The following is a 25,731-nucleotide window of genomic DNA, read 5'->3' on the forward strand; positions in this document are numbered from 1 at the left end:
TAAAAAAGGCAGGCCACTTGCGCGCCTGCCTTTCTGTCTTAGTCTTCGGTCCCCGCGCCGTCATCCTGATCGGTTTCCGGAGCGGCGGTCTTCTTGGGGGCCGCTTTCTTGGCCGCAGGCTTTTTCGCTGCGGTTTTCGGGGTGGCCGCCTTTTTGGCGGGGGCCTTCTTGGCCGCAGGCTTTTTGGCGGCGGTTTTCTTGGCGGCAGGCTTTTTCGCCGCGGCCTTCTTCTTCGGCGATTTGGCGGCCTTTTCGGCCAGCCATTCCACCGCTTGCTCCATGGTCACCTGCTCGGGCTCGACCTCTTTGGGAATCGTCGCATTGACCTTTTCCCATTTCACATAAGGCCCATAGCGTCCGGGCATCACCGAGACCGCGCCGCCATCGGGGTGCTCGCCCAACTCCTTCAGCGGTTTGGCGGCAGCGCCACGGCCACCGCGCGCCGCCTTCTGCGCCAGCAGTTCCACCGCGTGGTTCATCCCCACGGTGAACACATCCTCGACCGAGGGCAGATTCGCATAGGTCTTGAGGTGCTTCACATAAGGACCGAACCGGCCAATAGCGGATTCGATCATCTCGCCATCTTCGGGGTGGGGGCCGATCTCGCGGGGCAGGTTCAGCAAAAGCATCGCCTTATCAAGGTCGAGATCTTCCAGCGACCATGTCTTCGGGATCGAGGCGCGCGGTGGTTTCGGCACATCCTCGGTGACCTCGCCCTTCTGCACATAGGGGCCAAAGCGCCCCACACGCAGCGTCACCTGCATCCCCTCGTCATAGCCCAGCAGTTTGCCGTCCAGCGCCTGCGCCGCGTCATCCCCATCGGGGGCAGAGAGCGGGCGGGTATAGCGGCATTCGGGGTAATTGCCGCAACCGATAAAGGCCCCACCCGAGCGGGCGGTCTTCAGATGCAGCTGGCCATTGCCACACACAGGGCAGATGCGCGGGTTCGAGCCGTCCTCGCGCGGCGGGTAGATATGGGGGGCCAGAACCTCGTCGATCTTGTCAAGCACCTCGGTGATGCGTAACTCCGAGGTTTCCTCAAGCGCGGCCGAGAAATCCCGCCAGAAGCGCGAGAGCACTTCCTTATAATCGCGCTCCCCCGCCGAGACATCATCCAGCTGGTTTTCCAGCCCCGCCGTGAAGTCATATTCCACATAGCGGCGGAAGTAATTCTCAAGGAAGACCGTGACCAGACGGCCCTTATCCTCGGGGAACAGACGGTTCTTATCCTTGCGCACATAGCCACGGTCCTGAATGGTCGTGACGATCGAGGCATAGGTCGAGGGCCGCCCGATGCCGAGCTCTTCCATCCGTTTGACCAGCGTCGCTTCCGTATAGCGGGCGGGGGGCTGGGTATGGTGCTGCGCGCCGAGGATCGCGGCATTCTCGCTCATGACAGCGGCGGGGCAACGACGGATGCCGGGCTTGTCATCCTCGACCAGCGTGTCCTCGCCCTGCGCCTTGCTGAAGGCCTCTTCATAGGCAGGCGCAAGTTTCAGCGCCTCGCCCTGCATGACCTGCGGCAGGCGGTTGCTATCCTCGTCATCATCATCATCGCGGCCTTGGTCATAGACCTTCAGGAAGCCGTCAAAGGTGACAACCGACCCCGTGGCGCGCAGTTCGACCTGTTGGTCCTTCGAGCCAATCAGCACGGTCGTACGCTCGAACCGCGCGGCTTCCATCTGGCTGGCAATCGTGCGCTTCCAGATCAGATCATAGATCTTGCGCTGGTCATCGGCAGAAATTTTCAGCTTGTCGGGCGAGACAAACATATCCGTCGGGCGGATACATTCGTGGGCTTCCTGCGCGTTCTTGGCCTTGTTCTTATACATGCGCGGCGATTTGGGGACGTAACTTTCGCCGAATTTCGCCTTGATCGCATCGCGCGCCTGCATCACGGCCTCGGGGGCCATATCGATGCCATCGGTCCGCATATAGGTGATATAGCCCGCCTCATAGAGACGTTGTGCCGCCGACATCGTGGCCTTGGCGCCCATGCCGAATTTGCGCGAGGCTTCCTGCTGCAGGGTCGAGGTCATGAAGGGCGCATAGGGGTTGCGGCTGGCGGGCTTGGCCTCGACCGAATTGACCATCAGCGCACGCGAGGACACCGCCTGCACGGCCATTTCGGCATCGGTCTGGTTGGCGAGGTCGTATTTATCCAGCTTCTTGCCGCCCATCATGGTCAGGCGCGCTTCAAAAGTCTGGCCGCGCGGGGTCTCCATCTGGGCCACGACCGACCAGTATTCACGCGGGTTGAAGGCCTCGATCTCCATCTCGCGCTCGACGATCAGCCGCAGACAGACCGATTGCACACGGCCCGCCGATTTCGCACCGGGCAGCTTGCGCCAGAGCACGGGCGAGAGGTTGAAGCCCACCAGATAGTCCAGCGCGCGCCGCGCCAGATAGGCCTCGACCAGGGCGGTATCCACCTGACGCGGGGATTTCATCGCCTCCAAGATCGCATTCTTGGTGATCGCGTTGAAGGTCACACGGCTGACATTCTTTCCCTTGAGCTTCTTTTCCAGCGCCTGCTCAAGGTGCCACGAAATCGCTTCCCCCTCGCGATCAGGGTCAGTCGCAAGGATCAATGTGTCATCATCTTTTAGCGCATCGGTGATCGCCTTGATGTGCTTTTTCGAATCGGACGCAATCTCCCATTTCATGTCGAAATCATGCTCGGGATCGACCGAACCATCTTTCGGAGGCAGGTCGCGAACATGCCCGAAAGAGGCGAGGACGGTGTAATCGGAACCAAGATATTTGTTAATTGTCTTGGCCTTGGCTGGTGATTCGACGACGACAACCGCCATGTGGACCTCGCAGGTAGAGCTATTCTTGAGTCGGGCGGAAGATGTGGGGTTTATTCGGGGAATGTCAATGTAAAGCCTGATCTTCCGGTTTTATGGCCTTTTCCGGCAGGGGCTCATGCAAGGCTGATCCGGCTTCCGGGGTGGCGCAAGACCATACCTTCCAGTTCCAGATCGGTCAGAAGCTGGGCGAATGTGGCCGCATCGGTTTGCAGATCGCGGATCACATGGTCTTCCAGAACGGGGCTGGGCCCCAGAAGCTCCAGAAGGGCCTGCGCAAGATCATCCGGCACGGCGCTTTGTGGCAGGGGGGGCGTGTGCGACGGCTGTGGCGGGGCAGGGCCCAACGCCTCGGCAATATCGGCAAAATCGCGGATCAGGGTCGCGCCGTCGCGGATCAGCAGGTTGCAGCCACCCACCCGCCCGTCCATTGGGTGGCCCGGAACGGCCATGACCTCGCGCCCCTGGTCCAGCGCGTTACGCGCTGTCAGCAGGCTGCCCGATTTCGCGGCGGCCTCGATCACGATCGTCGCCCGTGCCAGCCCCGAGATAATGCGGTTGCGCTGCGGAAAATGGCGCGCCTGCGGCTGCATTCCGGGCGGGTTTTCGGAAAGCCGCAGGCCCTGTCGCGACAAGGTGTCATGCAGTCCTGCGTTTTCCTTGGGGTAGATCACATCGATCCCGCCCCCTTGCACGCCAATGGTGCCCGTGGGAAGCGCGGCCTGATGCGCCTCGGCATCAATCCCGCGGGCAAGCCCCGAGACAATCACATAGCCGGCCTCTCCGGCCTCCTGCGCAAGCCCTGCCGCCATGCGCCGCCCCAGAGACGAGGCGCTACGCGCGCCCACAAAGGCCAGAGCAGGGCGTTGGAGAAGGCTGGTATCGCCCAGAGCCCAAAGCACGGGGGGCGCGTCGGGCAGGTCCAGCAGGGCCTGCGGGTAATCGGGCCCACCAAACACCAAAAGCCGCGCGCCTGCCTTGCGGCCCGCCTTCATTTCGGCCAGCGCGGTCGCCTCGTTACAGGGGGAATAGTCCGGCACACCGGCAGCGCGGGCGATCTCGGGCAGGGCCGCAAGTGCTGCCGTCGCCGATCCGTGTTCCATAATGATCCGGTGAAAGGTCGTGGCCCCGACACGACGAGAGCGAAAGAGACGGAGAACCAGCAGTTCATTTTCTTCCGTGGTGGGTGGGGTGAAGGGGGTGGGGTAAGAAAACAAGCCTGTTTTCATCCGGTCCTCCGCCTCAATCGCAAGACCAAATTGCGAGATTAAGATTAACGAATGGTTACCAAACGCTGCGCTGCGAAAATTTTGCTAAAAATTTATTTGATCTCTTGATAGAAAAACCGCCCCAAGGGGCGGATTTTCTAGGTTTCATAAAGGGTTAGTTCGCAAAAGGCGCTCAGGCAGCAGAGCCGCCCACCGTCAGCCCGCCAATCATCAGGCTGGGCTGGCCGACCCCTACGGGTACCCATTGCCCCTGTTTGCCGCAATTTCCGATTCCCGGATCAAGGGCCATATCATTGCCAATGGCACGAATCTGACGCATCGCGGTCGGTCCATCGCCCACCAGCGTGGCCCCTTTCACCGGAGCCCCCACGACGCCGTTTTTCACGCGGTAGGCCTCGGTGCAGTTGAAGACGAATTTGCCGTTGGTGATATCCACCTGACCGCCTCCGAAGCCCACGGCATAGATGCCATCTTTCAGATCGGCAAGAATGGAGGCCGGATCAGCCTCGCCGCCCATCATATAGGTGTTGGTCATACGCGGCATCGGGCAATGGGCAAAACTCTCGCGGCGGCCGTTGCCGGTGGGGGTGACCCCCATCAGCCGCGCGTTCTGGCGGTCCTGCATATAGCCTACCAGAATCCCGTCCTCGATCAGCACATTCTTGCCCGAAGGCGTGCCCTCGTCGTCAATGGTGATCGACCCGCGACGGTCGGGGATGGTGCCATCATCCAGCACGGTCACGCCCTTGGCGGCCACCTGTTGCCCCATCAGCCCCGCAAAGGCCGAGGATTTCTTGCGGTTGAAGTCGCCCTCCAGCCCGTGGCCTACCGCCTCATGCAGCAGCACGCCCGGCCAGCCCGGACCAAGCACCACATCCATCTGCCCCGCAGGCGCCGCCTCGGCACGCAGATTGACCAGCGCGATCCGCAGAGCCTCGCGCACGGCGGGTTGCCATGTGTCGGGGCTGATCAGCCCTGCCAGACCATAGCGGCCACCGCCACCATGACTGCCCGACTCGCGGCGACCGTTTTCCTCGACGATGACCGACACATTGATCCGCGCCATCGGGCGAATGTCAGAGACCAGCCCGCCTTCGGGTCGCAGGATGAAGACCTCTTGCAAAGAGGCCGCCATCGAGGCCGAAACCTGCACCACGCGTTTGTCCAGATCGCGGGCGAAAGCGTCGATCTCCTTGAGGATGTCGATCTTGGTGGCAAAAGTGGCATCGCTCATCGGGTCGGTGTCGGAATAGAGCCGCAGATTGGTGCCCTGTGGCGGGGGCGCCATCGTGCCGCCTCCGGCCCCCACGGCCAGACGGGCGGTCTCGGCGGCGCGTTTCAGCGCGCTTTCGGTCAGCTCGGTGGAATGCGCATAGCCCGAAACCTCGCCGCGCACAGCCCGCAGACCAAAGCCCTCGGCGGCGTCATAGCTGGCATTCTTCACGCGGCCATCATCGAAGACCAGCGCCTCGGAGCGGCGGCGCTCAAGGAACAGCTCGCCATCATCGGCCCCAGAGGTCGCCTCACGCAAAACAGCAAGGGCGCGCTCTTCATCCAGCTGGGTCTCAAAAGGGGCGAAGCGGGTATCGCTCATCCGGTGTCCTTCCTTCGTTGCGCGCCTATGGTCGCGGTTCTTCCCAACGGATATGTCCTGTCATGCGCGCTGATACAAGTTTTGTCGGCAATTCCTGTGCGATCCGCGTGCAAATTCCGGCGCGGCGGGCGATGCGGACCGCGCTGGGAAAATGTAAAGATATAGCGCAGTATCAATATTAGGTGTATCCGGCCGGTAGACCTGTGATCCGCTTGCGGCTAATCAGGCGCTGTTTCAGCCGGATCAGGCAGATCCGTCCCGCTATTTTCCGGCTCTTTGTGCCGGCGAGGTGTCTGGGCGCGGCAGGGGATCTGCGGATAGGGCTGGACAACGACAATAGCTGCACGGCGGGGCCATGCCAGAGGCTGCGGCGCACAGTTTCAGGAAAGACGAACCGGAAGGCACGTATGAGCGATATCAGCTATGTGAAACCGCAAGGCCAAGATGCGCAGTTCAACGATTTCGTGGCGCTGCTAAAGCCGCGTGTGATGTCTTTGGTTGTCTTTACCGCCTTCGTGGGGCTGGTTGTGGCACCCGTGCCGGTGCACCCTCTGGTTGGATTTATATCCATTCTTTTCATCGCCTTGGGGGGTGGTGCCTCGGGGGCGCTGAACATGTGGTATGATGCCGATATCGACCGCATCATGAAGCGCACCCAAAGCCGCCCGATCCCCGCAGGCCGTCTCAGCGAAACCGAGGCTTTGGGCTTCGGTCTGGCGCTTTCGGTGATCTCCTGTGTCATGCTGGCGCTGGCCTCGAATGTGTTTTCGGGGCTGTTTCTGGCCTTCACGATCTTCTTCTATGTCATCGTCTATACGATGTGGCTGAAACGCTCGACGCCGCAGAATATCGTGATCGGCGGGGCGGCGGGGGCCTTCCCGCCCATGATCGGCTGGGCTGTGGCTACAGGGGGCGTTTCTGTCGAATCAGTGGCGATGTTCCTGCTGATCTTCCTGTGGACGCCGCCGCATTTCTGGGCGCTCGCACTGTTCATGAAAAGCGACTATTCGGCGGCGAAAGTGCCGATGCTGACCGTGACACATGGTCGCAAGGTGACCCGCCGCCATATTCTTGCCTATGCGCTGATCCTTGCGCCGGTGGCCATCGGGCTGGGCGTGACCTCGATTGGCGGGCCGGTCTATCTGGCCACGGCGCTGGTGCTGAATGCGGTCTTCATCCACGGCGGCTGGGTGATCTGGCGCCGTGCCGAAGAGACTGCCGAGGCCGAGAAGTACCGTTTTGAAAAACGCTACTTCTATTTCTCGCTGCTGTATCTGGCGCTGCATTTCGGGGCGCTCTTGGTGGAAAAGGCGCTGCATCTTTGGCCCGCCTATGCCAGCTTCGCGCAGAGCTTCGATCTGGGCTTCCTGTGGTCATGAGCCGTCGCATCTATCCTATGCATCTGGCCCGTGCCTCGCGCAATAAGGGGCTGGGGCTGACATTGGCCGTGTTCTGCCTGCTTGTCTTCGGGCTGACCGTGGTCAAGCTTTCCGCCCAGACAGAGGCTGCAAACGCCCCCATCTCTGCCCAGACACGCTAGACCTTCGGGCTTTTCTGCCGCAGGTTATGCCGATTTCTGGGGGAGATGCGTTGTCAGGGATGACACCGCCCCGGCATTGGCGTATCAGACCCCGACGAACCGAAGGACCGACCATGCGTTATATTTCGACCCGGGGACAGGCCCCGGCTCTGAGCTTTGGCGAAGCAATGTTGACGGGTCTGGCCCGTGACGGCGGGCTCTATGTGCCCGAGACGGTGCCGCAATTCACGCAAGACGAGATCGCCGCGATGGCCGGTCTGTCTTATGAGGAAGTCGCCTTCCGCGTGATGAAGCCCTTCACCGCCGAGACCTTCTCCGACGAAGAGCTGAAGGGGGCCATCACCCGCGCCTATGCCGGTTTCGGCCATGTGGCCCGCGCGCCGCTCAAACAGCTGGCGCCGAACCATTTCCTCTTGGAACTGTTCCACGGCCCGACGCTCGCGTTCAAGGATTTCGCGATGCAGGTGATCGGCCAGCTGTTCCAGATCGAGCTGGCGAAACAGAACCGCAAGGTCACCATCGTGGGCGCAACCTCGGGCGATACCGGATCGGCCGCGATCGAGGCCTTCCGCGGGCTGGAGAATGTGGATGTCTTCATCCTCTTCCCGCATGGCCGCGTGTCCGAGGTGCAGCGCCGCCAGATGACCACGCCCATCGAAGGCAATGTCCATGCGCTGGCGCTTGAAGGTGATTTTGACGATTGCCAAGCCAAGCTGAAGGATATGTTCAACGATTTCACCTTCCGCGACGAGGTTGGCCTTGCCGGTGTGAATTCGATCAACTTCGCCCGTGTTCTGGCGCAGATCGTCTATTACTTCACCTCGGCCGTGGCTGTGGGGGCGCCGCATCGCAAGGTGTCCTTCACCGTGCCCACCGGCAATTTCGGTGATATTTTCGCAGGCTTTCTTGCCAAGGAAATGGGTCTGCCGATCGAGCGTCTGGTGATCGCCACCAACCAGAACGACATTCTCGACCGCTGCATCAAGGCAGGCGATTACACCAAGCGCGGTGTGAAGCCCTCGATGAGCCCGTCGATGGATATCGAGGTATCGTCGAATTTCGAGCGTGCGCTGTTCTGGGCCTATGGCCGTGACGGGGCGGCTGTTTCGGCGCTGATGGACGAGCTGAAGACCCAAGGCTCCTTCACCGTGTCGAAAAACGCGATGGGCGCATTGCTCGAGCATTACGACAGCGGCTCGGTCGGCGAAGGCCGCACGCTGGAAATCATCGCCAAGACGCTGAAGACCACGGGCGAGCTGTTGTGCCCGCATTCCGCCGTGGGCGTGGGTGTGGCGATGGAGGCGATCGAGCGCGATCCGGCAACGCCGATGATCACGCTGGCCACTGCGCATCCGGCGAAATTCCCTGCTGCTGTGAACGAGGCGTCTGGTGTGCATCCCGAACTGCCGCCGCGCATGGCCGATCTGTTCGAGCGCGAAGAGCGCGTGACCCGTGTCCCGAATGATCTGGCCGAACTTGAGGCCCTGATCCGCAAAGAGCGCCGCGTATGATCCAGTTTTCGACCCTTTCCAACGGCCTGCGTGTCGTGACCGAGCGGATGCCCTCGATGGCCTCTGCCTCTATCGGCATCTGGGTCAATGCGGGCGGGCGTCACGAACGCCCCGAACAGAATGGCATCGCGCATTTCCTTGAACATATGGCGTTCAAGGGCACCAAGACGCGCAGTGCGCTACAGATTGCCGAGGCGATCGAGGATGTGGGCGGCTATATCAACGCCTATACCTCGCGTGAGGTGACCGCCTATTACGCGCGCGTTCTGGGCAATGATGTGCCGCTGGCCCTTGATGTCATCGGGGATATCCTGATGAACCCCGTCTTCGACCAGCGCGAGATCGAGGTCGAGCGCGGTGTGATCTTGCAGGAAATCGGGCAGTCGCTCGATACGCCCGATGATATCATCTTCGACTGGCTGCAAGAGGCCGCCTATCCCGATCAGGCCATCGGTCGCACCATCCTTGGTCCGGCAGAAAAGGTTGCGGGCTTCGGGCAAAGCGACCTTGCTGGCTTTGTTGCCGAACATTATGGTCCGGGCCAGATGATCCTGTCGGCGGCGGGCGATGTGGATCATGACACGATCGTCAAACAGGCCGAGGGAATCTTTGGCCATATGGTCCCGCGCACGGATGCGCTGATTCAGCCTGCAAGCTGGAAAGGGGCAGAGCACCGCAAGACCAAAGACCTCGAACAGGCGCATTTCGCACTGGCCTTTGAAGGCCCGAGCTACCGCTCGAGCGATCTTTACGCAGCGCAGGTCTATGCGACGGCGCTTGGCGGCGGCATGTCCTCGCGCCTGTTCCAGAAGATCCGCGAAGAGAAGGGGCTGTGCTACACGATCTTCTCGCAGGCCGGTGCCTATGAGGATACGGGCATGATGACCATCTATGCCGGCACTTCGGCTGAAGAGGTCGCGCAGCTTTCCACCCTGACGGTGGATGAGTTGAAACGCGCCGCCGAGGATATGTCGGAAGTCGAGGTCGCCCGTGCGCGTGCCCAGATCAAGGCGGGGATGCTGATGGGTCTGGAAAGCCCCTCCAGCCGTGCCGAGCGTATGGCGCGTAATCTGTCGGTCTGGGGCCGCGTGCCGGATCTGGAAGAAACGGCGGCGCGGATTGATGCGGTAACGGTCGAGGCGGTGCGCGCCTATGCGGGCAAGCTGATCGAGGCCCCCAATTCGGCGCTGGCCCTTTATGGTCCGGTCGAGAAAGCCCCCAATCTTGAGGAATTGCGGCGGAGGCTTGCCGCCTGATGTTGACGCGTCGCCGGAAACCGAAGGTGGAAACCGATCGGCTGACGCTTCGCCTGCCGCAACATTCCGACTATCGCGATTGGGCCAGCCTGCGCGAGGAAAGCCGCGAGTTCCTGACCCAATGGGAGCCGCTGTGGTCGCAAGACCATCTCTCGCGCAAGGCCTTTGCCAATCGGGTTTACTGGTCGGCGCGGGCCGAGGCGGCAGGCACGGCCTTGCCCTTTTTCCTTATCCGGCACGGCGACGAGCGGGTGGTGGGGGCAATCACCCTCGACAATATCCGCCGTGGCCCCGCGCAGTCGGGGACCATCGGCTATTGGGTGGGCGAACGCTATGCCCGCCAAGGCTATATGCGCGAAGCGATCAATGGTGTGGTCGATTATGCCTTCGCCATCCTTGACCTCAGCCGGATCGAGGCGGCCTGTCTGCCGGAAAACGCGGCCTCGCGCGGGGTGCTGGAAAAATCCGGTTTCAAATATGAAGGCGTGGCGCAGGCCTATTTGCAAATCAACGGGCGCTGGCGCAATCATGTGCTCTATTCCAACCTGCGGCCCGACCGTCGGGGCCGCACGGATGTAGGCTGACATTCTATAAAGGAAATTCCATGCGTTCTGCCGATGATGCCTTCCGCCAAGAGCTGTCCGACCTGCTGCCGGATCTTGCGCTATCCGAGGCCGAACCGCGCTATCTGGAAGAACCTCGCGGACGCTGGTTCGGGCAGGGCGGTCTTCTGGCGCGTCCCGAAAGCACCGAAGCTGTCTCGCAGATCCTGAAACTCTGCCATCAAGAGGGGGTGCCGGTGGTGCCTTATGGCGGCGGCACGGGGCTGGTGTCAGGCCAGATCATGCCCGGCGAGACCCGCCCGCTGATCCTCAGCCTCGAGAAGATGACCCGTATCCGCGATGCCGATGCCCATACGATGATCGTCGAGGCAGGGCTGACGCTGGCGCAGGTGCAGGAGGCGGCCGAAGAGCGCGGGCGGCTGTTCCCTCTGTCGCTGGCCTCGCAGGGGACGGCCCGTATCGGCGGCTGTCTGGCGACCAATGCGGGCGGGGTCAATGTGCTGCGCTATGGCAATACGCGTGAACTCTGTCTGGGGGTCGAGGCCGTGCTGGCCGATGGCACCGTGGTGTCTGGCCTGAAACGTCTGCGCAAGGATAACACGGGCTATGATATCAAGGACATGATGATCGGCTCGGAAGGCAGTCTGGGTGTAATCACCGCGGCCAGCCTGCGTCTGTTCCCGCGCCCCTCCGAGGTCGGCACCGCGTTTTTCGTGGTGCCCAGCCCCGAGGCCGCTTTGGAGCTTCTGGAACTGGCCGAGGCGCGGATGGCGGGCTGTGTCTCTGCCTTTGAGCTGATCGGGCGGCAGGGGCTGGAGTTTCTGGCGCAGGTCGGCCCCGAGGTCCATATGCCGTTCCCCGAGGCCCCCGACTGGATGGTGCTCTGCGAGATCGGCTTGCCTTCCGGCATGGAGGCCGAAGAGGCGCTTGCGGGGCTGTTCGAGGCGGCAGGCGATCTGGTCAGCGACGGGGTGATCGCGCAATCGGGCCAGCAACGTATGGATATGTGGGCGCTGCGCGAGAATATTCCCGAGGCGAACAAGCGGATCGGCTCGATCTCCAGCCATGATGTCTCGGTGCCGCTGCCCTCGCTTCCGGCCTTTATCAAGGCGGCGGGCGAGGCTCTGGCCGAGCTGGGCGATGTCCGTGTGAACTGCTTTGGCCATGTGGGTGATGGCAACCTGCATTACAACGCGTTTCCGGCGGCGGGGAAAACCCGCGCCGATTACGAGAGCATGAAAACGGCGGTAAAGGATTGCGTCTACGAGGTGGTCAACCGCTTCGGCGGCTCGGTTTCTGCCGAGCACGGGATAGGGCGGATCAAAACCGGCGATCTGGAACGTTATGGCGATGCGGGCAAGCTGGCTGTGATGCGGGCGGTCAAAGCGGCGCTGGACCCGAAGGGCATCATGAATCCCGGTGCGGTGCTCCCCGCCAACTGAGGCAAGGCCAAAAGAAAGCGCCTCGCCCTTGGGGTGGAGGCGAGGCGCTGTGCAACGGTTCACGTGTTTGCAAGCAGCAGAACCAGTCTGCGCCTTGGTTCTAGCATATGGAATCCTGCCAAAAGGTTAGCGGATATCCGGCAGCGGCGCAGGGTTCCATTGTTTGTTGTGTCCGGTATGGCATCTGGCCATAAGGCTTTGTTTGCGTTCCGGTGTCATCCCTGTGGCCCATATGGGCCACAGGGCAGGAGGGCTTCGCACCGGCTCCGAAAGGGGCTGGTCCGAAAGGGCGCAGGTGTCAGAGCCCCTCGAACTCGCAGAGCACCTGAACGTTCTGGCCCATCGCTTCCAGCTTCTTGCGCCCGCCCAGTTCGGGCAGGTCCACGATGAACGAGCAGCCGACAATCTTGCCGCCCAGTTTCTCGACCAGCTTGAGTCCGGCTTCGCAGGTGCCACCCGTCGCCAGAAGGTCATCGACGATCAACACACGCTCGCCCGGCTGGATGGCGTCTTCGTGCATTTCCATGATCGCCTCGCCATATTCCAGCTTATAGGCCTGCGAAATCGTCTGCCCCGGCAGCTTGCCTTTCTTGCGGATCGGCACGAACCCTTTCGACAGCTGATGCGCGATAGCCCCGCCCAGAATGAAGCCGCGCGCCTCAAGCCCCACCACCTTGTCGATGGGTTGGCCCGCCCAAGGGTGCAGAAGCTGGTCGATGGCCATGCGGAAGCCGCGCGGGTCGGCAAAAAGGGTGGTGACATCGCGGAACAGGATCCCCTCATGCGGGAAATCGGCGATGGTGCGGATGTAATCCTTGACGGTTTTCATGGCTGTCTCCCTGCGGGCGCTGCGCGGGCGGTCACAGGACGCGACCGGCCACGCATGTCAGTTTCTCTATCATCTCGGGGTCGCGACGGTCGGGGGCCGTCATGATCGCCCCGTCCAATGCACGGTTGCAGCCCGAAGCGCAATCCGTTTGCGGCCCTTTCAGGCGGGCGGGCAGGGCCGCGACCAGAGCGCGTGCCCGTTCGGCATTGGCATGCGCTGTGGCCACCACCTGCGCCACATCCACTGCGTCATGGTCCGGATGCCAGCAGTCGTAATCGGTGATCATCGCCACACAGGCATAGCAGATCTCGGCCTCGCGGGCCAGCTTTGCCTCTGGCATGCCGGTCATGCCGATCACATCCGCGCCCCAGCTGCGATACAGGCGGCTTTCGGCCAGCGTGGAAAATTGCGGCCCCTCCATCGCCACATAGGTGCCGCCCATATGCAGGGTGCCGCCGACCTCCTGCCCCGCCGTAAGGCAGATCTCCGACAGGCGCGGACAGGTCGGATGCGCAAAGGGCACATGCCCCACAAGCCCCGTGCCGAAAAAGCTCTTCTCGCGCGCGAAGGTGCGGTCGATATATTGGTCCACAACCAGAAAGTCGCCCGGCGCATAGGCTTCTTTCAACGAGCCGACCGCAGACATCGCCACCAGATCGGTCACGCCCATCATCTTCATCGCGGCAATATTCGCGCGGTAATTCACCGTGCTTGGCAAATGCCGATGGCCACGCCCGTGGCGGGGCAGAAACACCATCTTCACCCCGTCCAGCCATCCGGTCAGCAGCGCGTCCGAGGGGGCACCAAAGGGCGTGTCCATGCTCTGCCATTGACGGTCTTCCAATCCGGCAATGTCATAAAGCCCCGACCCGCCAATGACCCCGATCACCTTGTCCATATGTTTCCCCTCAGTCCAGTTTCGGGCGTAGCAGTTCCCATGTGTCGGTCACCGTGGCATAGGTGCCGCGGTAGCCCAGACGGCTGACCCATCCCGGCGGGCGGTACAAGCCTTCATGCAGGCAGTCCTCCCGAAGATGGATGCCGATCACCTCGGCATGGACCAGCGTGTTTCTGGCTCCCAGAAGCGGGATCTCCTGCACCAGACGACATTCCAGCGCCGCAGGGGCCAGAGCCACACGGGGGCAGTCGATTTCGCAACATTCGGCCTTGTCCACACCGCAGGCGGTGAACTCGTCCACCCCCGCCGGATAGTCGGCGCAACTGCCATTCATGCCCTCGACAAGGGCAGGATCGACCAGATTGACACAGAACACGCCGGTCTCGCGGATGTGCGCCAGACTGTCTTTCGTCCCGTCGCGGTCGGGCTTTGCCCCCTGCGAGGAAAACACCACCTGTGGCGGCACATAGGCCGCTGCCGTGAAAAACGAATAGGGGGCCAGATTGTCGCCCATCGTTCCGCGGGTGGAAATCCAGCCGATCGGTCTGGGGGCGATGATCGCGTTGAACGGATCATGCGGAAGATCATGGCCTTCCGCAGGGCGATAAAACATTCTCGGGCCTCCTATGGTTTGAACCTGACAGTGCCGCGTGCTAGGCGGAAAGAAAAGCCCCACCGCACGCCTTTCGATACGCGGCGGGGGTGATAGGACAGGGCATTGCAGATGTATCAGCTCGATGAAGAAACCGATGCGGACTGGTGGGAAGTCGAGGCGCTTTACGACCTCTGTTTCGCCCCCGGTCGAACGGCACTTTCCTCCTATCGCCTGCGCGACGGGGTCTCGCCGGTGCGCCCGCTTTGCCTGACCCTGCGACAGGACGGAATTCTGGCGGCGGTCATCCGCTACTGGCCGATCCTTGTCAGCGGCGCACGCTGCCTGCTGCTGGGACCGGTGGCCGTCCACCCGACCCGTCAGGGCGAAGGATTGGGCGGTATCCTCATGCATGAAAGCCTTAACGAGGCCCGCCGCCTCGGCTGGGAACGCGTGCTTCTGGTCGGGGACGAACCCTATTACCGCCGCTTCGGTTTCTGGAAAATCGACGGGGTCGACATGCCGCCGCCCACCAATCCCGACCGCGTTCTGGCACTGGAGCTGGTGCCGGGGGCGTGGGAGGGCATTACCGGACCGGTCGAGAAATCCCCCTCGGACCCGCCCGCGGCCTGAGCTGGCCCTTGCAGTCCCCAGGCCGCGCTCCATATCTAGAGGCAAAGGGAGATACCCATGCCACAGACCGCAACCCCCGAGATTTTCGAGCCGCTGACCGATCATCGCGTCCTGCAAGAGCTGGAGGCTCTGGCACGGCGCTACCGCTCGGCCTCGGGGCCGGGAATGCAGTTGCTATCCTATCTGGGCGGCTCCGCGGAAACGCTGCTGGAAAAACTGCCCAGCCCGCTGCGCAATGGCCTCGAAGGGATCACCTCGCGGGCGCTCCAGACAGCCTTGGCTGCGGCAGGTCGCTCGCGCGGGGTCATCGAGGACAAACCCGACTGGCTCAATAGGGCGCTCACCACGGCGATGGGGGCGGCTGGAGGCTTCGCCGGATTGCCCGGGGCTGCAGCCGAACTGCCGCTGACCATCACGATGCTGCTGCGCTCCATTCAGGGCATCGCTGCCGAACACGGGTTCGATCCGGCCTCCGACGAGGTAAAACAGGAATGCCTGCGTATCTTCGCATCGGCAGGCCCGCTGGAAGAGGATGACGGCACCGATATCGGCCTTATCGCCACCCGTGTCACGCTCACCGGCTCCTCGATGCAGGGCATGATCGCAAAGGTCGCGCCCCGCCTCTCGGCAGTGCTGGGCCAGAAACTCGCCGCACAGGCCGCCCCTCTGCTGGGGGCTGTGGCGGGGGCTGCGGTCAATTATACCTTTACCAGCTATTATCAGGATGTCGCTCGGGTGCATTTCGGCCTCAAACGTCTCGCCCGCGAGGCGATGCTGGATGAAGGTCTGCTACGCGAAGAGCTGGTCGCGCGGATCACACGCAAACGCTGATCTTCCAGCTGCCCTAAATATCCCGGGGTGAATTGGGGCCGTCAGGCCCCAAGAGGGGCAGAGCCCCTCTGCCTGCTGCCGTCCTGCCGGAGGCCCGCCTAGAGATGGGCCAGATAGGTGGTTACCGCATTGCGCACCGACTGCTGGCCCTCGTTGCGGGCCCGCTGAACAATCTGGCGTAGCTCGGCCAGATCTGCGCGGCGGATCAGGTGCTTGATTGGCCCGATAGAGGCCGGACGCATCGAAAGTGTCCGCAATCCCAATGCCGCGAAGGTCAGCGCCTCGACAGGGCGTCCGGCATCCTCGCCGCAGAAGCTCAGCACCGTATTGGTGGCCTGACAGCGCACGATGATCCGTTCGAGGAAGGTCAGGAAGCTGACATCCAGCGTATCGTAACGGCGGCGCACACGCTCGTTCTCGCGGTCGGCGGCAAAGAAGAACTGCTTGAGATCATTGCCGCCAATCGAGATGAAATCGCAGGTCTGGTAGAAGCTGTCGGGCGCAAACCCCAATGACGGCGTCTCCAGCATCGCCCCGATTTTCAGGCATTCCGGCACGGGGCGCCCCAAGGCGGCCTCGCGGTCGCGCTGGCGCAAAAGCGCATCGCGACCGGCATGGAACTCGGAGGGGCAGGCGATAAAGGGGAACATCACCTCCAGCGGGCGGCCATTGGCCGCACGGATCAGGGCCTGCAGCTGCATCCGCAGCACGCCGGGTTTGTCCAGCCCCACGCGGATCGCGCGCCAGCCCATCGCGGGGTTCGGTTCGTCCTGCGGCTTCATATAGGGCAGGACCTTGTCCGAGCCGATATCGAGCGTGCGGAATTTCACCGGCTTGCCCTGGGCGGCATCCATCACCCGCTTGTACAGCTGGGCCAGCTCGTCGCGGCGCGGAACACGCGAACGGGTAAGAAACTGCAACTCGGTGCGGAACAGCCCCACGCCTTCGGCGCCGCTATTTTGCAGCGAGGGCAGGTCGGCCAGAAGGCCCGCATTCATCACCAGCGAAATGCGCGTGCCATTGCGGTCCTCGGCAGGCAGATCCCGCAGATCGGCATAGCGTTTCTGCGCCTCTGCCTGCATCGCGATCTTGTCGCGGAACGCATTGGCCACGGTGTCCTCGGGGCGCAGATGCACCACCCCCTGATCGCCATCCACCAGAATCGGGTCGCCGTTCAGCGCCTCGGTGGTGATCCGCTTGGCATGGATCACCAGCGGAATCGCCAGGGCACGGGCCACAACCGCGGCATGGCTGCCCACGGACCCTTCCTCAAGCACCACGCCCTTGAGGCTGCGCCCGTAATCCAGCAGCTCTGCGGGGCCGATATTCTTGGCCACCAGCACGGGGTTGTCGGGCAGTTCGGCACCGGTATTGGCGCCCTGTCCCGTCAGCAGGCGCAGCAGGCGGTTCGAGAGGTCGTCCAGATCGGACAGCCTTTCGCGCAGATAGGGATCACCGGCCTGTTCCAGACGGGCGCGGTTTTGCGACTGTTCTTTCTCGACGGCCGCTTCGGCGGACAGCCCCAGCGCGATATCCTCGGTCATCCGGCGCATCCAGCCGCGCGAATTGGCCAGCATGCGGTAGGTTTCCAGCACCTGCCGGTGGTCCATATCCATGTCGACCGAGCCGGAGATCATGTCATTGACCTGCGCTTGCAACACCTCAACGGCGCTTTGCAGCCTGTCGCGTTCGTGATCGGGGTCATCCCCCACGGGGTTGGTCACCACGACGCGCGGCTCGTGCAGCCAGACACGCCCCTCGCAGGCGCCTTCCTGACCGGAAGATCCGCGGAACATGACGGGGAAGCGGTGGCTATGGCCGATCCCCTCGCCATCGCCCACGAACGCGCCCAGCTCGGTCATCTCGGCCAGCACCATCGCCACGACCTCGAGGCCGTAGACGTCGTCTTCCTTGTAATCGCGCGCCTCTTTCGACTGCACGACCAAGACGCCCAGTTTCTCGCCCACGCGCTGGATCGGAACACCAAGGAAGCTCGAATAGATTTCCTCGCCGGTTTCGGGCATGTAGCGGAAACCGGGTTCGGCGGGGGCGTCATGCGTGTTGATCGGGTTGCCCAGACGGGCCACGCGGCCCACCAACCCCTCGCCAAGACGCATACGGGTCTGGTGGACGGATTCCGGTCTCAGACCTTCGGTTGCGCAAAGTTCCAGCGTCTCGGGGTCGCGGAACAGGTAGATCGAACACACCTCTGTGCCCATAGAAGAGGCAATCAGCGAGGTGATCCGGTCCAGCCTGTCCTGACCATTTCCGGGCTCGGCCAATACGTCGCGCAAACGGCGCAACAGATTGCGACTGTCGCTATCACTGCGTTCCGCCATGTGAAAAGGCCGATCCTTTGCTCAACTCTTACGCCCAAAACCGGACGCGAAGGCGCTTCAGCCTTCCTGATCCAGTTCAAACGCATCATGGAGCGCCTGAACCGCCAGTTCCATATATTTCCGGTCGATCAGCACAGAAATTTTGATTTCCGAGGTGGAGATGACCTTGATGTTGATGTTTTCGGCAGAAAGCGCCTGGAACATCTTGGCGGCAACACCTGCATGGCTGCGCATGCCGATGCCGACAACCGAGACCTTGGCGACCTCGGTATCGATGATCAGCTGGTCATAGTTGATCTTGCCTTCGGCTTTCGCCTCTTCCATCGCCTTTTGCGCACGCGCGACCTGATTGATCGGCAGCGAGAAGGTCATGTCGGTCACGGCACCGGCATAGGTCTCGTCGTAATCTTTTTCCGAGATGTTCTGCACGATCATATCGACATTCACACCGGCATCGGCCAGCGGGCCGAAGATGGCCTGCGCCACGCCCGGACGGTCGTGAATGGTGAACAGCGTGATTTTTGCCTCGTCGCGCGAGAAGGCGACACCAGAGACGACTTTCGATTCCATGATTTCTTCCTCGCCGCAGACCAGGGTTCCGGAGTTTTCGTCGGTATCCTCGAAGGAGGACAGCACCCGCAGGCGCACATTGTAACGCATTGCCAGCTCGACCGAGCGGGTTTGCAGCACCTTCGCGCCCAAGGAGGCCAGTTCCAGCATTTCCTCGAAGGCGATGCGGTCCAGCTTGCGGGCCTTGCCCGAGACGCGCGGATCGGTGGTGTAGATGCCATCGACATCGGTGTAGATGTCGCAGCGTTCCGCATCAAAGGCCGCCGCAAAGGCCACGGCCGTGGTGTCGGACCCGCCACGGCCCAGCGTGGTGATTCGACCCTCTTCCGAGAGGCCCTGGAAGCCGGCGACTACGGCGACCTTCATGCCTTCGGCGAATTTCGCGTCGATATTGGCGCGCGGGATCGATTTGAAGCGCGCGGCACTATGGGCCGAGGTCGTGTTGATCGGCACCTGCCAGCCCTGCCAGCTACGGGCGGGCACGCCCATTTCCTGCAGGCGCAGCGCCATCAGACCGGCGGTGATATTCTCACCCGAAGCCACGACGGCGTCATATTCGCGCGCGTCGTAAAGGGGCGCGGTCTTTTCGACCCACCCCACAAGCTCGTTGGTCTTGCCGGACATGGCCGACACGATCACGATGACGTCATAGCCCCGCTCCACTTCGCGTTGGACCTTCGCGGCCGCATTGGCAATGCGGTCGAGATCGGCCACCGAAGTGCCGCCGAATTTCATGACGAGAAGCGGCATATCTTCCCCCTCGCTTCGCTGCCCGGTCCCTGCGCCGGGAGTTCCGGTTCCGGTTAAAGCAACGTGTATCGCTGCGCAAGAGTGGCGATATGGTCATTACATCCTTCTGTCATAAGAATGTCGTTCTAGACCAGTAGCGAGCGCGCAAAGGCTTTGCTAGATCTGGACACTCAAGGCCAGAGCCATCGGGAGGAGGTGCCCATGACCTTGTATGAACGCGAGACAAGGGAACGTCACGCACAGGCTGCGGGGCTGCGGGCATCGCTTGCAGATCTGCGCGCCATGATGGACCGGCGCGCACAGGCGCAGATGGACCTCTGGGAGAGCTGGATCACGCGGCCCGAATTCTACCCCTCGGCGCGCAATCTTGCCGATTATCTTTCCTTGGGTCCCGGAGAGCTTGCGCCCTTCGAGGCGCCGTTTGCCTCGTTCGGGATTTCCTCGCTCAACCGCGCCGAGCCGCATCTGCGGGCCTCGATCGATGCGGTGCTGGCCTCGCTGTCGCTGATTGCGGGGCAGGGGCCGGCAGAATATCCGCCCACCGAGATATTTGCCGCAGGGCCTGCGCGGCTGGCGGCGCGGCGCGCGATGCTGTTCGGTGCGCGTCGCAGCGGGACCCATGCGCGGATCATGGGCAGCATCGGTATCAGCTGTCTGGCCGTGCGGGATGCCGACGCGCCGCCACGCTCGGCGGAAAGCCATCTGCGGGCCATGATCGGGGCGGGGGCGGATGCGATCCGGATCGATACCGGCGAAGGGCTGACCGAAGATTGGGTCGGGCTTTCGCAGGTGGTGCGCAATCTGGCGCAGGATATGGGGCTGCGCATTCCGGTGCAGATCGACCTTCCGGGGCCGCAATGCACCGTGGCGCGGGTGATCGGTGCGCATGGTCGCTTGCGGGTCGGGGACCGCTTCGAGATCGTCTCGAAACTGGTCAAAGGGGATTTCCCGCGTATGACGTTAAGCCAGCCTGCGCAATGGGCGGCGTTGACCGAAGGGGCCGCGCTCAGCATCAATGGCGGCAAGCTGCAGGGGCAGGTGATCCGCCTGTCGAAAGGCGTGGCGCGTGTCGAGGTGACCGCGACGCCTGCGCGCGGGGCAAGGCTCAAGCCCGGAATGGTGCTGGCGGTACCGGGAGTGGAGCTGGACCTTCCGCCGCTTGGAGAGGCCGATCTGGCCGTGCTGGATCTGGCCCTGACACATGCCGACAATATCAGCGTGGCGTTGCAGAGCGTGAGTGATCTGGAAACGGTGTTTGGGGCGATTGACAGGTTGCGGGGCGGGGCCGCCGCTCTGCCTGCGCTGATTTTGCGTATCGAAACCGCGAAGGCCCTGCATAACCTGCCGGATCTGATCGTGGCGGCAGGGGGGCGGACGACGGTGGGGGTGATGATCTCCCGACCGGAACTGGCGCAGGAATTGGGCTATGCCCGCCTGACCGAGTTGCAGGACATGATCTTCTGGCTCTGTCGGGCCGCAGAGGTGCCGGTGCTTTGGGCGCCGAACCTGATGGAGCGTCTGGTGCAGGAGGGGCGGCAGAGCCGTGCCGAGCTGAACGAGGCCGCATTGAGCCATCCCGCCGATTGCGTGCTGATCGGGCATGGGCCACAGACGATCGAGGCCCTGGAGGTGTTGTCCGATACGGTGCTACGTGCCGAACGCTATATGTCCAGAAGCAGCGCCCGTCTGGGCGGCTTCGGGGATTGGCTGATGGCCGAGGGCTAGTTGGTTTTGCGCCCGCTGCGGAAGGGCAGGGGCAGGATGCCGATCCCGTCTTCCATCAGCGCGCGGGCCTCTTCCAGATTGGCCTCGCCGTGGATGGCGCGTTCGGGCGCCTCGCCATCATGCATGGCGCGGGCCTCGCGGGCGAAATCCTCGCCGACATAATCGGAATTTTTCTCGATATGGGCGCGCAGCTTAGCCATTGCGGCCTCGACCTCGTTTGCCGGAGAGGTCAGGGCTGGCGGGGCGGGCGGGCTTTCGCCGCCTTGGGGGGGCTCTGCCTTGCGGGTGGATTGCACCGAAGGCGCCATCAGGGATTTCGTGACCGCGTTCGAGCCGCAGATCGCGCAGGCAACCAGCCCCTTGGCACATTGTGTGTCAAAGGCCTCGCCAGAGGCAAACCAGCCATCAAACTGGTGTCCATTTGCGCATTTCAGCGTGTAGCGGATCATCGATCTATCCCAAAAGCAAATTATCCCTGAAACCGGTCGCGGTCGCAGGGGGCGCAGTCTTCTGCCAAGCCGCAGGATGTCATGCGCGACCGGCATTACTTAAGCATGATTGCAGTAAACGCAAGATTTATAGATGCGCAAGCTGCTTGGGAAGCAGGCGCAGGATCTTGGCCAGATCGCGCTCCAGCACCGATTTGGCCGCCTTGGAGGTGGTCATCCATTTGCGGCGGCGCTGGCCCTTTTCGGGGAATTTCGGCGCAAGGCCGTGGACATGGATCGCATAAAGCGCCACGCGGCAGTCGCGGGCGGCGCCATCCTGAAAGATCTTCGGGTAGGTGTAATGGCCGATGCTGTCCTCCTGCGCGAGGCTGCCCGAGACCCCGGCCTCTTCCCACGCCTCGCATAGGGCGGTCTCGCCGGGATTGCAGTCTTTCATCAGCCATCCCTTGGGGAGCACCCAGCGTCCGGTGTCGCGCGAGGTGATCAGGAGCACCTGCATTTTCCCCGCCTTGCGACGAAAGCAGAGCGCGGCTTCCTGTGCGGTTTTGCCGGACGTGTTTGGCGCCGTCAGGCTGAGCTTGCGGTCGAGTTTCATCGCGAAGAAGGGCCGCCTGTCTGGAGGATGCGCGCTGCGCCGGAGAACGAAAGTTAGACCATTATGATGACGTGGCAATGACATCTGGATGAAGTTTTGCATCCGGAGGTGGCAGAAGCGGGGCAAGCCTTGCCAGAAGATCCTGCAGATAGGCCGGATCGGTTTCGGGCAGGCCCGCCTGTGCGGCCTGTGTCATGCGGGTGAAATCGGCCTGGGTCGAGGACACCATCGCCTGTGCCAGAGCCTCGGGGGTGGGCAGACAGCGCGCCCCGCCGCAGTGATCGAGCGCGGCATAGGGCTCACGGGCATTCTCGACATGCGGGCCATGAAATAGGGCGCAGTGATAGACCAGCGGCTCGAACGGGGTATGTCCGCCCTTGGGCACGAAGGAACCACCGGTAAAACAGGCGGCTGCCGCGCGATACCAATGGCCCATCTCGCCCAGGGTATCGGCCAGATAGACCGGACCGGAGGGCTGGTCTTGGTTCGAGCGTCGGGCCAGTGCAAACCCCTTGGCGCGGATCATCCGCGCGATCTCCGCCCCGCGCCGCGGGTGACGGGGGGCAAGGATGAGACGCAATTCGGGGCGCTGCATACGGGCCTTGGCAAAAGCCTCAAGGATCAGTTCTTCCTCGCCCTCATGGGTCGAGGCGGCAAGCCATGTATGACGGCGCGGCCAGTCTTCGGGCCAGCGGGCGAGCGGCGGCAGCACTTGCGGGCTGGCAGCGGTTTTCAGGTTGATGCGCGGCAGAAGATGCGAGGCTGGCAGCCCGAGCGCAAGGAACCGCGCCTGAGAGGCGGCATCTTGTGCCGAAACCGCCGTCAGCCCGGCCAGCAGCGGGCCCAGAGACAGCCTGTGCCAGAAGCGGGCGGAGCCTGCCGAAAGCCGTGCGCCCAGCATCAGGCAGGGGTGGCCCGCCTGCGCCATCATGGCAAAACGGTTGGGCCAGATCTCGTTCTCGATGACGATCAGCGCGGCGGGCCGATAGTGTCGCAAGAAGCGCCGCAGCACCCAGCGGGTATCCAGCGGGGCAAGCGCCACGCAGGTTTCGGGTGGCAGGTCCGCCGCTGCGATCCAGCGTCGTGCCAGATCTTGTGCGGTGGTGGAATTGGTGGTGATCAGGAGCCGGTCGCCGCGCGCCACCAGCCAGTCGATCACGAGACGCGCCGAGGCAAGCTCGCCATTGGAGGCCGCATGCAGCCAGACCGGTGCGCGCGGATCGGGGGGGAGGGGCGTGCTCGGGCCGGGCGGCAGGCCGCCCAGCCGCTCGACAAGCCCCTGGCGGCTTTGCCGCCCGCGCATATATCCCCATAGCAGATGCGCCAGCATCAGCGGCAGGGCGATAGACAGGAGCAGACGGTAGCGCAGCACTGGGGAGATCCTTGGATTGGCGGGGCAGGCAATAGGGCAGGCGATAAAGGCAGGGCCACCGGTCAGGCCCCCGTTTGCGGCATCAAAACCGTGCCTGTGCCCGAGATGCAAGCCCGCATGCGGTTGCCATGCATGCGAGAGGAGGCAGGCCGTAAAGGAGTTTGCGTTTTTGCAGGGCATGGAGATTGTGAACAGGCTTGCTATTTCCTCGCCCCGTTGCAAACCTCTTGCGGGGGATGGAGAGGCACTTTCGGGTGCCGCCTGATTTTGCAGGGAGGACTATTCTATGGACCATTTCGATTATGTGATTATCGGGGCGGGCTCCGCGGGATGCGTGCTGGCCAACCGGCTGAGCGCCGATCCGCGCAATCGTGTGCTGCTGTTGGAAGCGGGAGGCAAGGACAATTATCACTGGGTGCATATTCCGGTGGGATATCTGTATTGCATCGGCAATCCGCGCACGGATTGGGGATATAAGACTGCCGCCGATCCGGGGCTGAACGGGCGCGAACTTCTGTATCCGCGCGGGCGTATTCTGGGCGGGTGCTCCTCGATCAACGGGATGATCTATATGCGCGGTCAGGCGCAGGATTATGACGGCTGGCGGCAGATGGGCTGTACCGGATGGGGCTGGGAGGATGTCTTGCCGCTGTTCATGGAGCAGGAGGATTTCTACCGTGGTGCATCGGACCGGCATGGCTCTGGCGGGCCGCTACGGGTGGAGAAGGCGCGGGTGCGCTGGGATGTGCTGGATGCGTTCCTTGAGGCGGCCGAGCAGGCAGGCTTCCCGCGCACGGAGGATTTCAACCGGGGCAGCAATGAAGGGGGCGGGTATTTCCATGTGACCCAGCGCAGCGGATGGCGCTGGTCTGCCGCGCGTGCCTTCCTGAACCCTGTGAAATCACGACCTAATCTGGAAATCCGCACCGGCGCGCAGGTCGAGAAGCTGGTGCTGGACGGGCGGCGGGTGACGGGGGTGCGCTACACCCGTGACGGGCGGTCGGTCGAGGTCGGAGCGCATGAGGTGATCCTGTCGGCGGGGGCTGTCGGCTCTGTGCAGGTGCTGGAGCTTTCGGGCATCGGGCGGGCCGAGACGCTGGCCCATATGGGTGTCTCGCCACGGATCGAGAATGCTGCGGTGGGCGAAAACCTGCAGGACCATCTTCAACTGCGTCTGGTCTATAAGGTGCGGGGGGTGAAAAGCCTGAACACGATGGCCTCCAGCCTGTGGGGGAAGGCGATGATTGGCGCGGAATACGCGTTGAAACGCTCCGGCCCGATGGCGATGGCCCCCAGTCAGGTGGGGGTGTTCACGCGCTCGTCACCCGAAAAAGCCTCGCCGGATCTGGAATATCACGTGCAGCCTGTCAGTCTGGACAAGTTCGGTGATGCGGTGCATCCCTTTCCCGGCATGACGGCGAGTGTGTGCAATCTGCGCCCCGAAAGCCGTGGTTCGATCCATATCCGTTCAGCAGATTTCCGCGATCATCCGGTGATCGCGCCGAATTATCTTTCGACCGAAGGGGACAGGCAGGTGGCGATGCGGGCCATCCGGCAGGTGCGGCATGTGGCCAGCCAGCCCGCCTTTGCCAAATTCCACCCCGAAGAATACAAACCCGGTCCCTCCTATCAGAGCGATGAGGATCTGATCAAAGCCGCAGGGGATATCGGCACGACGATCTTCCACCCTGTGGGCACCTGCCGGATGGGGGCCGACACGGATTCGGTGGTGGACCCACGTCTGCGGGTGCGGGGTGTTCAGGGGCTGCGTATTGCCGATGCGTCGGTGATGCCGACCATTACATCGGGCAACACGAATGCGCCGACGATGATGATCGCGGAAAAAGCCGCGCGCATGATCTTGGAAGACGCGCGCGCGGGCGTAGTGGCCGCAGAGTAAGAGAAAGGGCTTACTTCTCGTCGGTCTTTTTGGTGGCCGCTTTCATGCGGGCCAGAAGGGCGGCCTTGTCGGATTTGCCGCCGAAGGGGTTTTTATCGGTCCCTTTGGCGTTGTGTTCGGCATGGCGGGGGGTGTTTTTGGGGGCTTTGGCGCCACCGGATTTGCTGTAATCCATATTCGGGTCTCCTGAATTGTCTTGTCCCTGCCAGAGCGCGGGCCTTGCGACAAGCCCGTTTCTCATAGCATCTTTCCGATGCTTGGCGAAGACGGACAAAAAAGCCCCCGAGACCGGCTCGGGGGCTT

22 protein-coding genes are annotated in these 25,731 nt (G+C 62.7%); 10 read left to right on the plus strand and 12 right to left on the minus strand.

Annotation, left to right across the window (positions count from 1 at the left end; genetic code table 11):
* Positions 1 to 38 precede the first annotated feature (38 nt).
* From topA to tldD, 3 genes are all read right to left on the minus strand, one after another.
* Positions 39 to 2,813 carry a type I DNA topoisomerase gene (gene topA / locus WDB86_RS12415; protein WP_406736059.1) on the minus strand — a complete coding sequence of 925 codons (2,775 nt, stop codon included), beginning with the start codon at positions 2,811 to 2,813 and terminating at the stop codon, positions 39 to 41.
* A gap of 113 nt (positions 2,814 to 2,926) precedes the next feature.
* A complete protein-coding gene (gene dprA / locus WDB86_RS12420) occupies positions 2,927 to 4,039 on the minus strand; it encodes a DNA-processing protein DprA (protein WP_406736060.1) in 1,113 nt (370 codons plus the stop codon).
* Between the two features lie 172 nt (positions 4,040 to 4,211).
* Positions 4,212 to 5,633 (minus strand): metalloprotease TldD, encoded by a 1,422-nt coding sequence (gene tldD / locus WDB86_RS12425; RefSeq protein WP_406736061.1) that lies wholly within the window; start codon positions 5,631 to 5,633, stop codon positions 4,212 to 4,214.
* Between the two features lie 407 nt (positions 5,634 to 6,040).
* On the opposite strand from tldD, the gene cyoE reads away from it, so the two are divergent.
* The 6 genes from cyoE (at position 6,041) to WDB86_RS12455 (ending at position 11,945) form a co-directional block, all read left to right on the plus strand.
* Positions 6,041 to 7,012 carry a heme o synthase gene (gene cyoE / locus WDB86_RS12430; protein ID WP_339108191.1) on the plus strand — a complete coding sequence of 324 codons (972 nt, stop codon included), beginning with the start codon at positions 6,041 to 6,043 and terminating at the stop codon, positions 7,010 to 7,012.
* Complete coding sequence (locus WDB86_RS12435; RefSeq protein WP_339108190.1) at positions 7,009 to 7,173, plus strand: hypothetical protein; 165 nt, start codon at positions 7,009 to 7,011, stop codon at positions 7,171 to 7,173. The genes cyoE and WDB86_RS12435 overlap by 4 nt, the downstream gene beginning before the upstream one ends.
* Before the next feature lie 113 nt (positions 7,174 to 7,286).
* Entirely contained in the window at positions 7,287 to 8,684 is a 1,398-nt protein-coding gene (gene thrC / locus WDB86_RS12440; RefSeq protein ID WP_406736062.1) for a threonine synthase, read from the plus strand.
* Positions 8,681 to 9,940, plus strand: a complete 1,260-nt coding sequence (locus WDB86_RS12445; protein WP_406721274.1) for a M16 family metallopeptidase — start codon at positions 8,681 to 8,683, stop codon at positions 9,938 to 9,940. The genes thrC and WDB86_RS12445 overlap by 4 nt, the downstream gene beginning before the upstream one ends.
* Positions 9,940 to 10,524 carry a GNAT family N-acetyltransferase gene (locus WDB86_RS12450; protein WP_406736063.1) on the plus strand — a complete coding sequence of 195 codons (585 nt, stop codon included), beginning with the start codon at positions 9,940 to 9,942 and terminating at the stop codon, positions 10,522 to 10,524. The genes WDB86_RS12445 and WDB86_RS12450 overlap by 1 nt, the downstream gene beginning before the upstream one ends.
* 20 nt (positions 10,525 to 10,544) lie before the next feature.
* The gene (locus WDB86_RS12455) at positions 10,545 to 11,945 is read left to right on the plus strand and encodes an FAD-binding oxidoreductase (protein ID WP_406736064.1); all 1,401 of its coding nucleotides are present in this window, start codon (positions 10,545 to 10,547) and stop codon (positions 11,943 to 11,945) included.
* Positions 11,946 to 12,243: 298 nt separating this feature from the next.
* On the opposite strand, the gene WDB86_RS12460 is transcribed toward WDB86_RS12455, so the two are convergent.
* Genes WDB86_RS12460 through WDB86_RS12470 form a run of 3 tightly spaced genes read right to left on the minus strand, consistent with a single transcriptional unit; the run spans position 12,244 to position 14,285 of the window.
* The gene (locus WDB86_RS12460) at positions 12,244 to 12,774 is read right to left on the minus strand and encodes an adenine phosphoribosyltransferase (RefSeq protein ID WP_339108185.1); all 531 of its coding nucleotides are present in this window, start codon (positions 12,772 to 12,774) and stop codon (positions 12,244 to 12,246) included.
* A gap of 31 nt (positions 12,775 to 12,805) precedes the next feature.
* Positions 12,806 to 13,672: an S-methyl-5'-thioadenosine phosphorylase gene (locus WDB86_RS12465; protein ID WP_406736065.1), complete on the minus strand. Its 867-nt coding sequence runs from the start codon at positions 13,670 to 13,672 to the stop codon at positions 12,806 to 12,808.
* A gap of 10 nt (positions 13,673 to 13,682) precedes the next feature.
* Positions 13,683 to 14,285: a flavin reductase family protein gene (locus WDB86_RS12470; protein ID WP_406736066.1), complete on the minus strand. Its 603-nt coding sequence runs from the start codon at positions 14,283 to 14,285 to the stop codon at positions 13,683 to 13,685.
* 111 nt (positions 14,286 to 14,396) lie between these two features.
* On the opposite strand from WDB86_RS12470, the gene WDB86_RS12475 reads away from it, so the two are divergent.
* Positions 14,397 to 14,897, plus strand: a complete 501-nt coding sequence (locus tag WDB86_RS12475; RefSeq protein WP_406721270.1) for a GNAT family N-acetyltransferase — start codon at positions 14,397 to 14,399, stop codon at positions 14,895 to 14,897.
* Positions 14,898 to 14,954: 57 nt separating this feature from the next.
* The gene (locus WDB86_RS12480) at positions 14,955 to 15,728 is read left to right on the plus strand and encodes an EcsC family protein (RefSeq protein WP_406736067.1); all 774 of its coding nucleotides are present in this window, start codon (positions 14,955 to 14,957) and stop codon (positions 15,726 to 15,728) included.
* A 98-nt stretch (positions 15,729 to 15,826) separates the two neighbouring features.
* Here the strand turns inward: WDB86_RS12480 and ptsP are convergent, their stop codons facing one another.
* Positions 15,827 to 18,067, minus strand: a complete 2,241-nt coding sequence (ptsP, locus tag WDB86_RS12485; protein ID WP_339108180.1) for a phosphoenolpyruvate--protein phosphotransferase — start codon at positions 18,065 to 18,067, stop codon at positions 15,827 to 15,829.
* 57 nt (positions 18,068 to 18,124) lie between these two features.
* Entirely contained in the window at positions 18,125 to 19,387 is a 1,263-nt protein-coding gene (locus tag WDB86_RS12490) for an aspartate kinase (RefSeq protein WP_339108179.1), read from the minus strand.
* 201 nt (positions 19,388 to 19,588) lie between these two features.
* Here WDB86_RS12490 and WDB86_RS12495 point away from each other — a divergent pair, with 201 nt between their 5' ends.
* A complete protein-coding gene (locus tag WDB86_RS12495) occupies positions 19,589 to 21,112 on the plus strand; it encodes a pyruvate kinase (protein ID WP_406736068.1) in 1,524 nt (507 codons plus the stop codon).
* Here WDB86_RS12495 and WDB86_RS12500 read toward each other — a convergent pair.
* The 3 genes from WDB86_RS12500 to WDB86_RS12510 all read right to left on the minus strand — a co-directional run bounded on the left by WDB86_RS12500 (position 21,109) and on the right by WDB86_RS12510 (position 23,528).
* A complete protein-coding gene (locus WDB86_RS12500; protein ID WP_406736069.1) occupies positions 21,109 to 21,561 on the minus strand; it encodes a DUF1178 family protein in 453 nt (150 codons plus the stop codon). The genes WDB86_RS12495 and WDB86_RS12500 overlap by 4 nt on opposite strands.
* A 127-nt stretch (positions 21,562 to 21,688) precedes the next feature.
* The gene (locus tag WDB86_RS12505; protein WP_406736070.1) at positions 21,689 to 22,156 is read right to left on the minus strand and encodes an NUDIX hydrolase; all 468 of its coding nucleotides are present in this window, start codon (positions 22,154 to 22,156) and stop codon (positions 21,689 to 21,691) included.
* 61 nt (positions 22,157 to 22,217) lie between these two features.
* Positions 22,218 to 23,528, minus strand: a complete 1,311-nt coding sequence (locus tag WDB86_RS12510) for a 3-deoxy-D-manno-octulosonic acid transferase (RefSeq protein WP_406736071.1) — start codon at positions 23,526 to 23,528, stop codon at positions 22,218 to 22,220.
* 286 nt (positions 23,529 to 23,814) lie between these two features.
* Here WDB86_RS12510 and WDB86_RS12515 point away from each other — a divergent pair, with 286 nt between their 5' ends.
* Positions 23,815 to 25,428 (plus strand): GMC family oxidoreductase N-terminal domain-containing protein, encoded by a 1,614-nt coding sequence (locus WDB86_RS12515; RefSeq protein WP_339108174.1) that lies wholly within the window; start codon positions 23,815 to 23,817, stop codon positions 25,426 to 25,428.
* A 10-nt stretch (positions 25,429 to 25,438) separates the two neighbouring features.
* On the opposite strand, the gene WDB86_RS12520 is transcribed toward WDB86_RS12515, so the two are convergent.
* Positions 25,439 to 25,603, minus strand: a complete 165-nt coding sequence (locus WDB86_RS12520; protein WP_339108173.1) for a hypothetical protein — start codon at positions 25,601 to 25,603, stop codon at positions 25,439 to 25,441.
* Positions 25,604 to 25,731: the final 128 nt, after the last annotated feature.

It is taken from the genome of Thioclava sp. GXIMD4215 (genome assembly GCF_045291555.1).
In the GTDB taxonomy this organism is placed as follows: domain Bacteria; phylum Pseudomonadota; class Alphaproteobacteria; order Rhodobacterales; family Rhodobacteraceae; genus Thioclava; species Thioclava litoralis.

Excerpts from the sequence above, each read along its gene's own strand:
- WDB86_RS12435 (WP_339108190.1), top strand. The coding sequence starts at position 7,009 with ATGAGCCGTCGCATCTATCCTATGCATCTGGCCCGTGCCTCGCGCAAT.
- dprA (WP_406736060.1), bottom strand. The coding sequence starts at position 4,039 with ATGAAAACAGGCTTGTTTTCTTACCCCACCCCCTTCACCCCACCCACC.
- WDB86_RS12465 (WP_406736065.1), bottom strand. The coding sequence starts at position 13,672 with ATGGACAAGGTGATCGGGGTCATTGGCGGGTCGGGGCTTTATGACATT.
- WDB86_RS12470 (WP_406736066.1), bottom strand. The coding sequence starts at position 14,285 with ATGTTTTATCGCCCTGCGGAAGGCCATGATCTTCCGCATGATCCGTTC.
- WDB86_RS12450 (WP_406736063.1), top strand. The coding sequence starts at position 9,940 with ATGTTGACGCGTCGCCGGAAACCGAAGGTGGAAACCGATCGGCTGACG.
- WDB86_RS12460 (WP_339108185.1), bottom strand. The coding sequence starts at position 12,774 with ATGAAAACCGTCAAGGATTACATCCGCACCATCGCCGATTTCCCGCAT.
- tldD (WP_406736061.1), bottom strand. The coding sequence starts at position 5,633 with ATGAGCGATACCCGCTTCGCCCCTTTTGAGACCCAGCTGGATGAAGAG.
- WDB86_RS12520 (WP_339108173.1), bottom strand. The coding sequence starts at position 25,603 with ATGGATTACAGCAAATCCGGTGGCGCCAAAGCCCCCAAAAACACCCCC.
- WDB86_RS12515 (WP_339108174.1), top strand. The coding sequence starts at position 23,815 with ATGGACCATTTCGATTATGTGATTATCGGGGCGGGCTCCGCGGGATGC.
- WDB86_RS12500 (WP_406736069.1), bottom strand. The coding sequence starts at position 21,561 with ATGATCCGCTACACGCTGAAATGCGCAAATGGACACCAGTTTGATGGC.
- cyoE (WP_339108191.1), top strand. The coding sequence starts at position 6,041 with ATGAGCGATATCAGCTATGTGAAACCGCAAGGCCAAGATGCGCAGTTC.
- WDB86_RS12455 (WP_406736064.1), top strand. The coding sequence starts at position 10,545 with ATGCGTTCTGCCGATGATGCCTTCCGCCAAGAGCTGTCCGACCTGCTG.
- WDB86_RS12495 (WP_406736068.1), top strand. The coding sequence starts at position 19,589 with ATGACCTTGTATGAACGCGAGACAAGGGAACGTCACGCACAGGCTGCG.
- WDB86_RS12480 (WP_406736067.1), top strand. The coding sequence starts at position 14,955 with ATGCCACAGACCGCAACCCCCGAGATTTTCGAGCCGCTGACCGATCAT.
- WDB86_RS12475 (WP_406721270.1), top strand. The coding sequence starts at position 14,397 with ATGTATCAGCTCGATGAAGAAACCGATGCGGACTGGTGGGAAGTCGAG.
- topA (WP_406736059.1), bottom strand. The coding sequence starts at position 2,813 with ATGGCGGTTGTCGTCGTCGAATCACCAGCCAAGGCCAAGACAATTAAC.
- WDB86_RS12490 (WP_339108179.1), bottom strand. The coding sequence starts at position 19,387 with ATGCCGCTTCTCGTCATGAAATTCGGCGGCACTTCGGTGGCCGATCTC.
- thrC (WP_406736062.1), top strand. The coding sequence starts at position 7,287 with ATGCGTTATATTTCGACCCGGGGACAGGCCCCGGCTCTGAGCTTTGGC.
- WDB86_RS12505 (WP_406736070.1), bottom strand. The coding sequence starts at position 22,156 with ATGAAACTCGACCGCAAGCTCAGCCTGACGGCGCCAAACACGTCCGGC.
- WDB86_RS12445 (WP_406721274.1), top strand. The coding sequence starts at position 8,681 with ATGATCCAGTTTTCGACCCTTTCCAACGGCCTGCGTGTCGTGACCGAG.
- ptsP (WP_339108180.1), bottom strand. The coding sequence starts at position 18,067 with ATGGCGGAACGCAGTGATAGCGACAGTCGCAATCTGTTGCGCCGTTTG.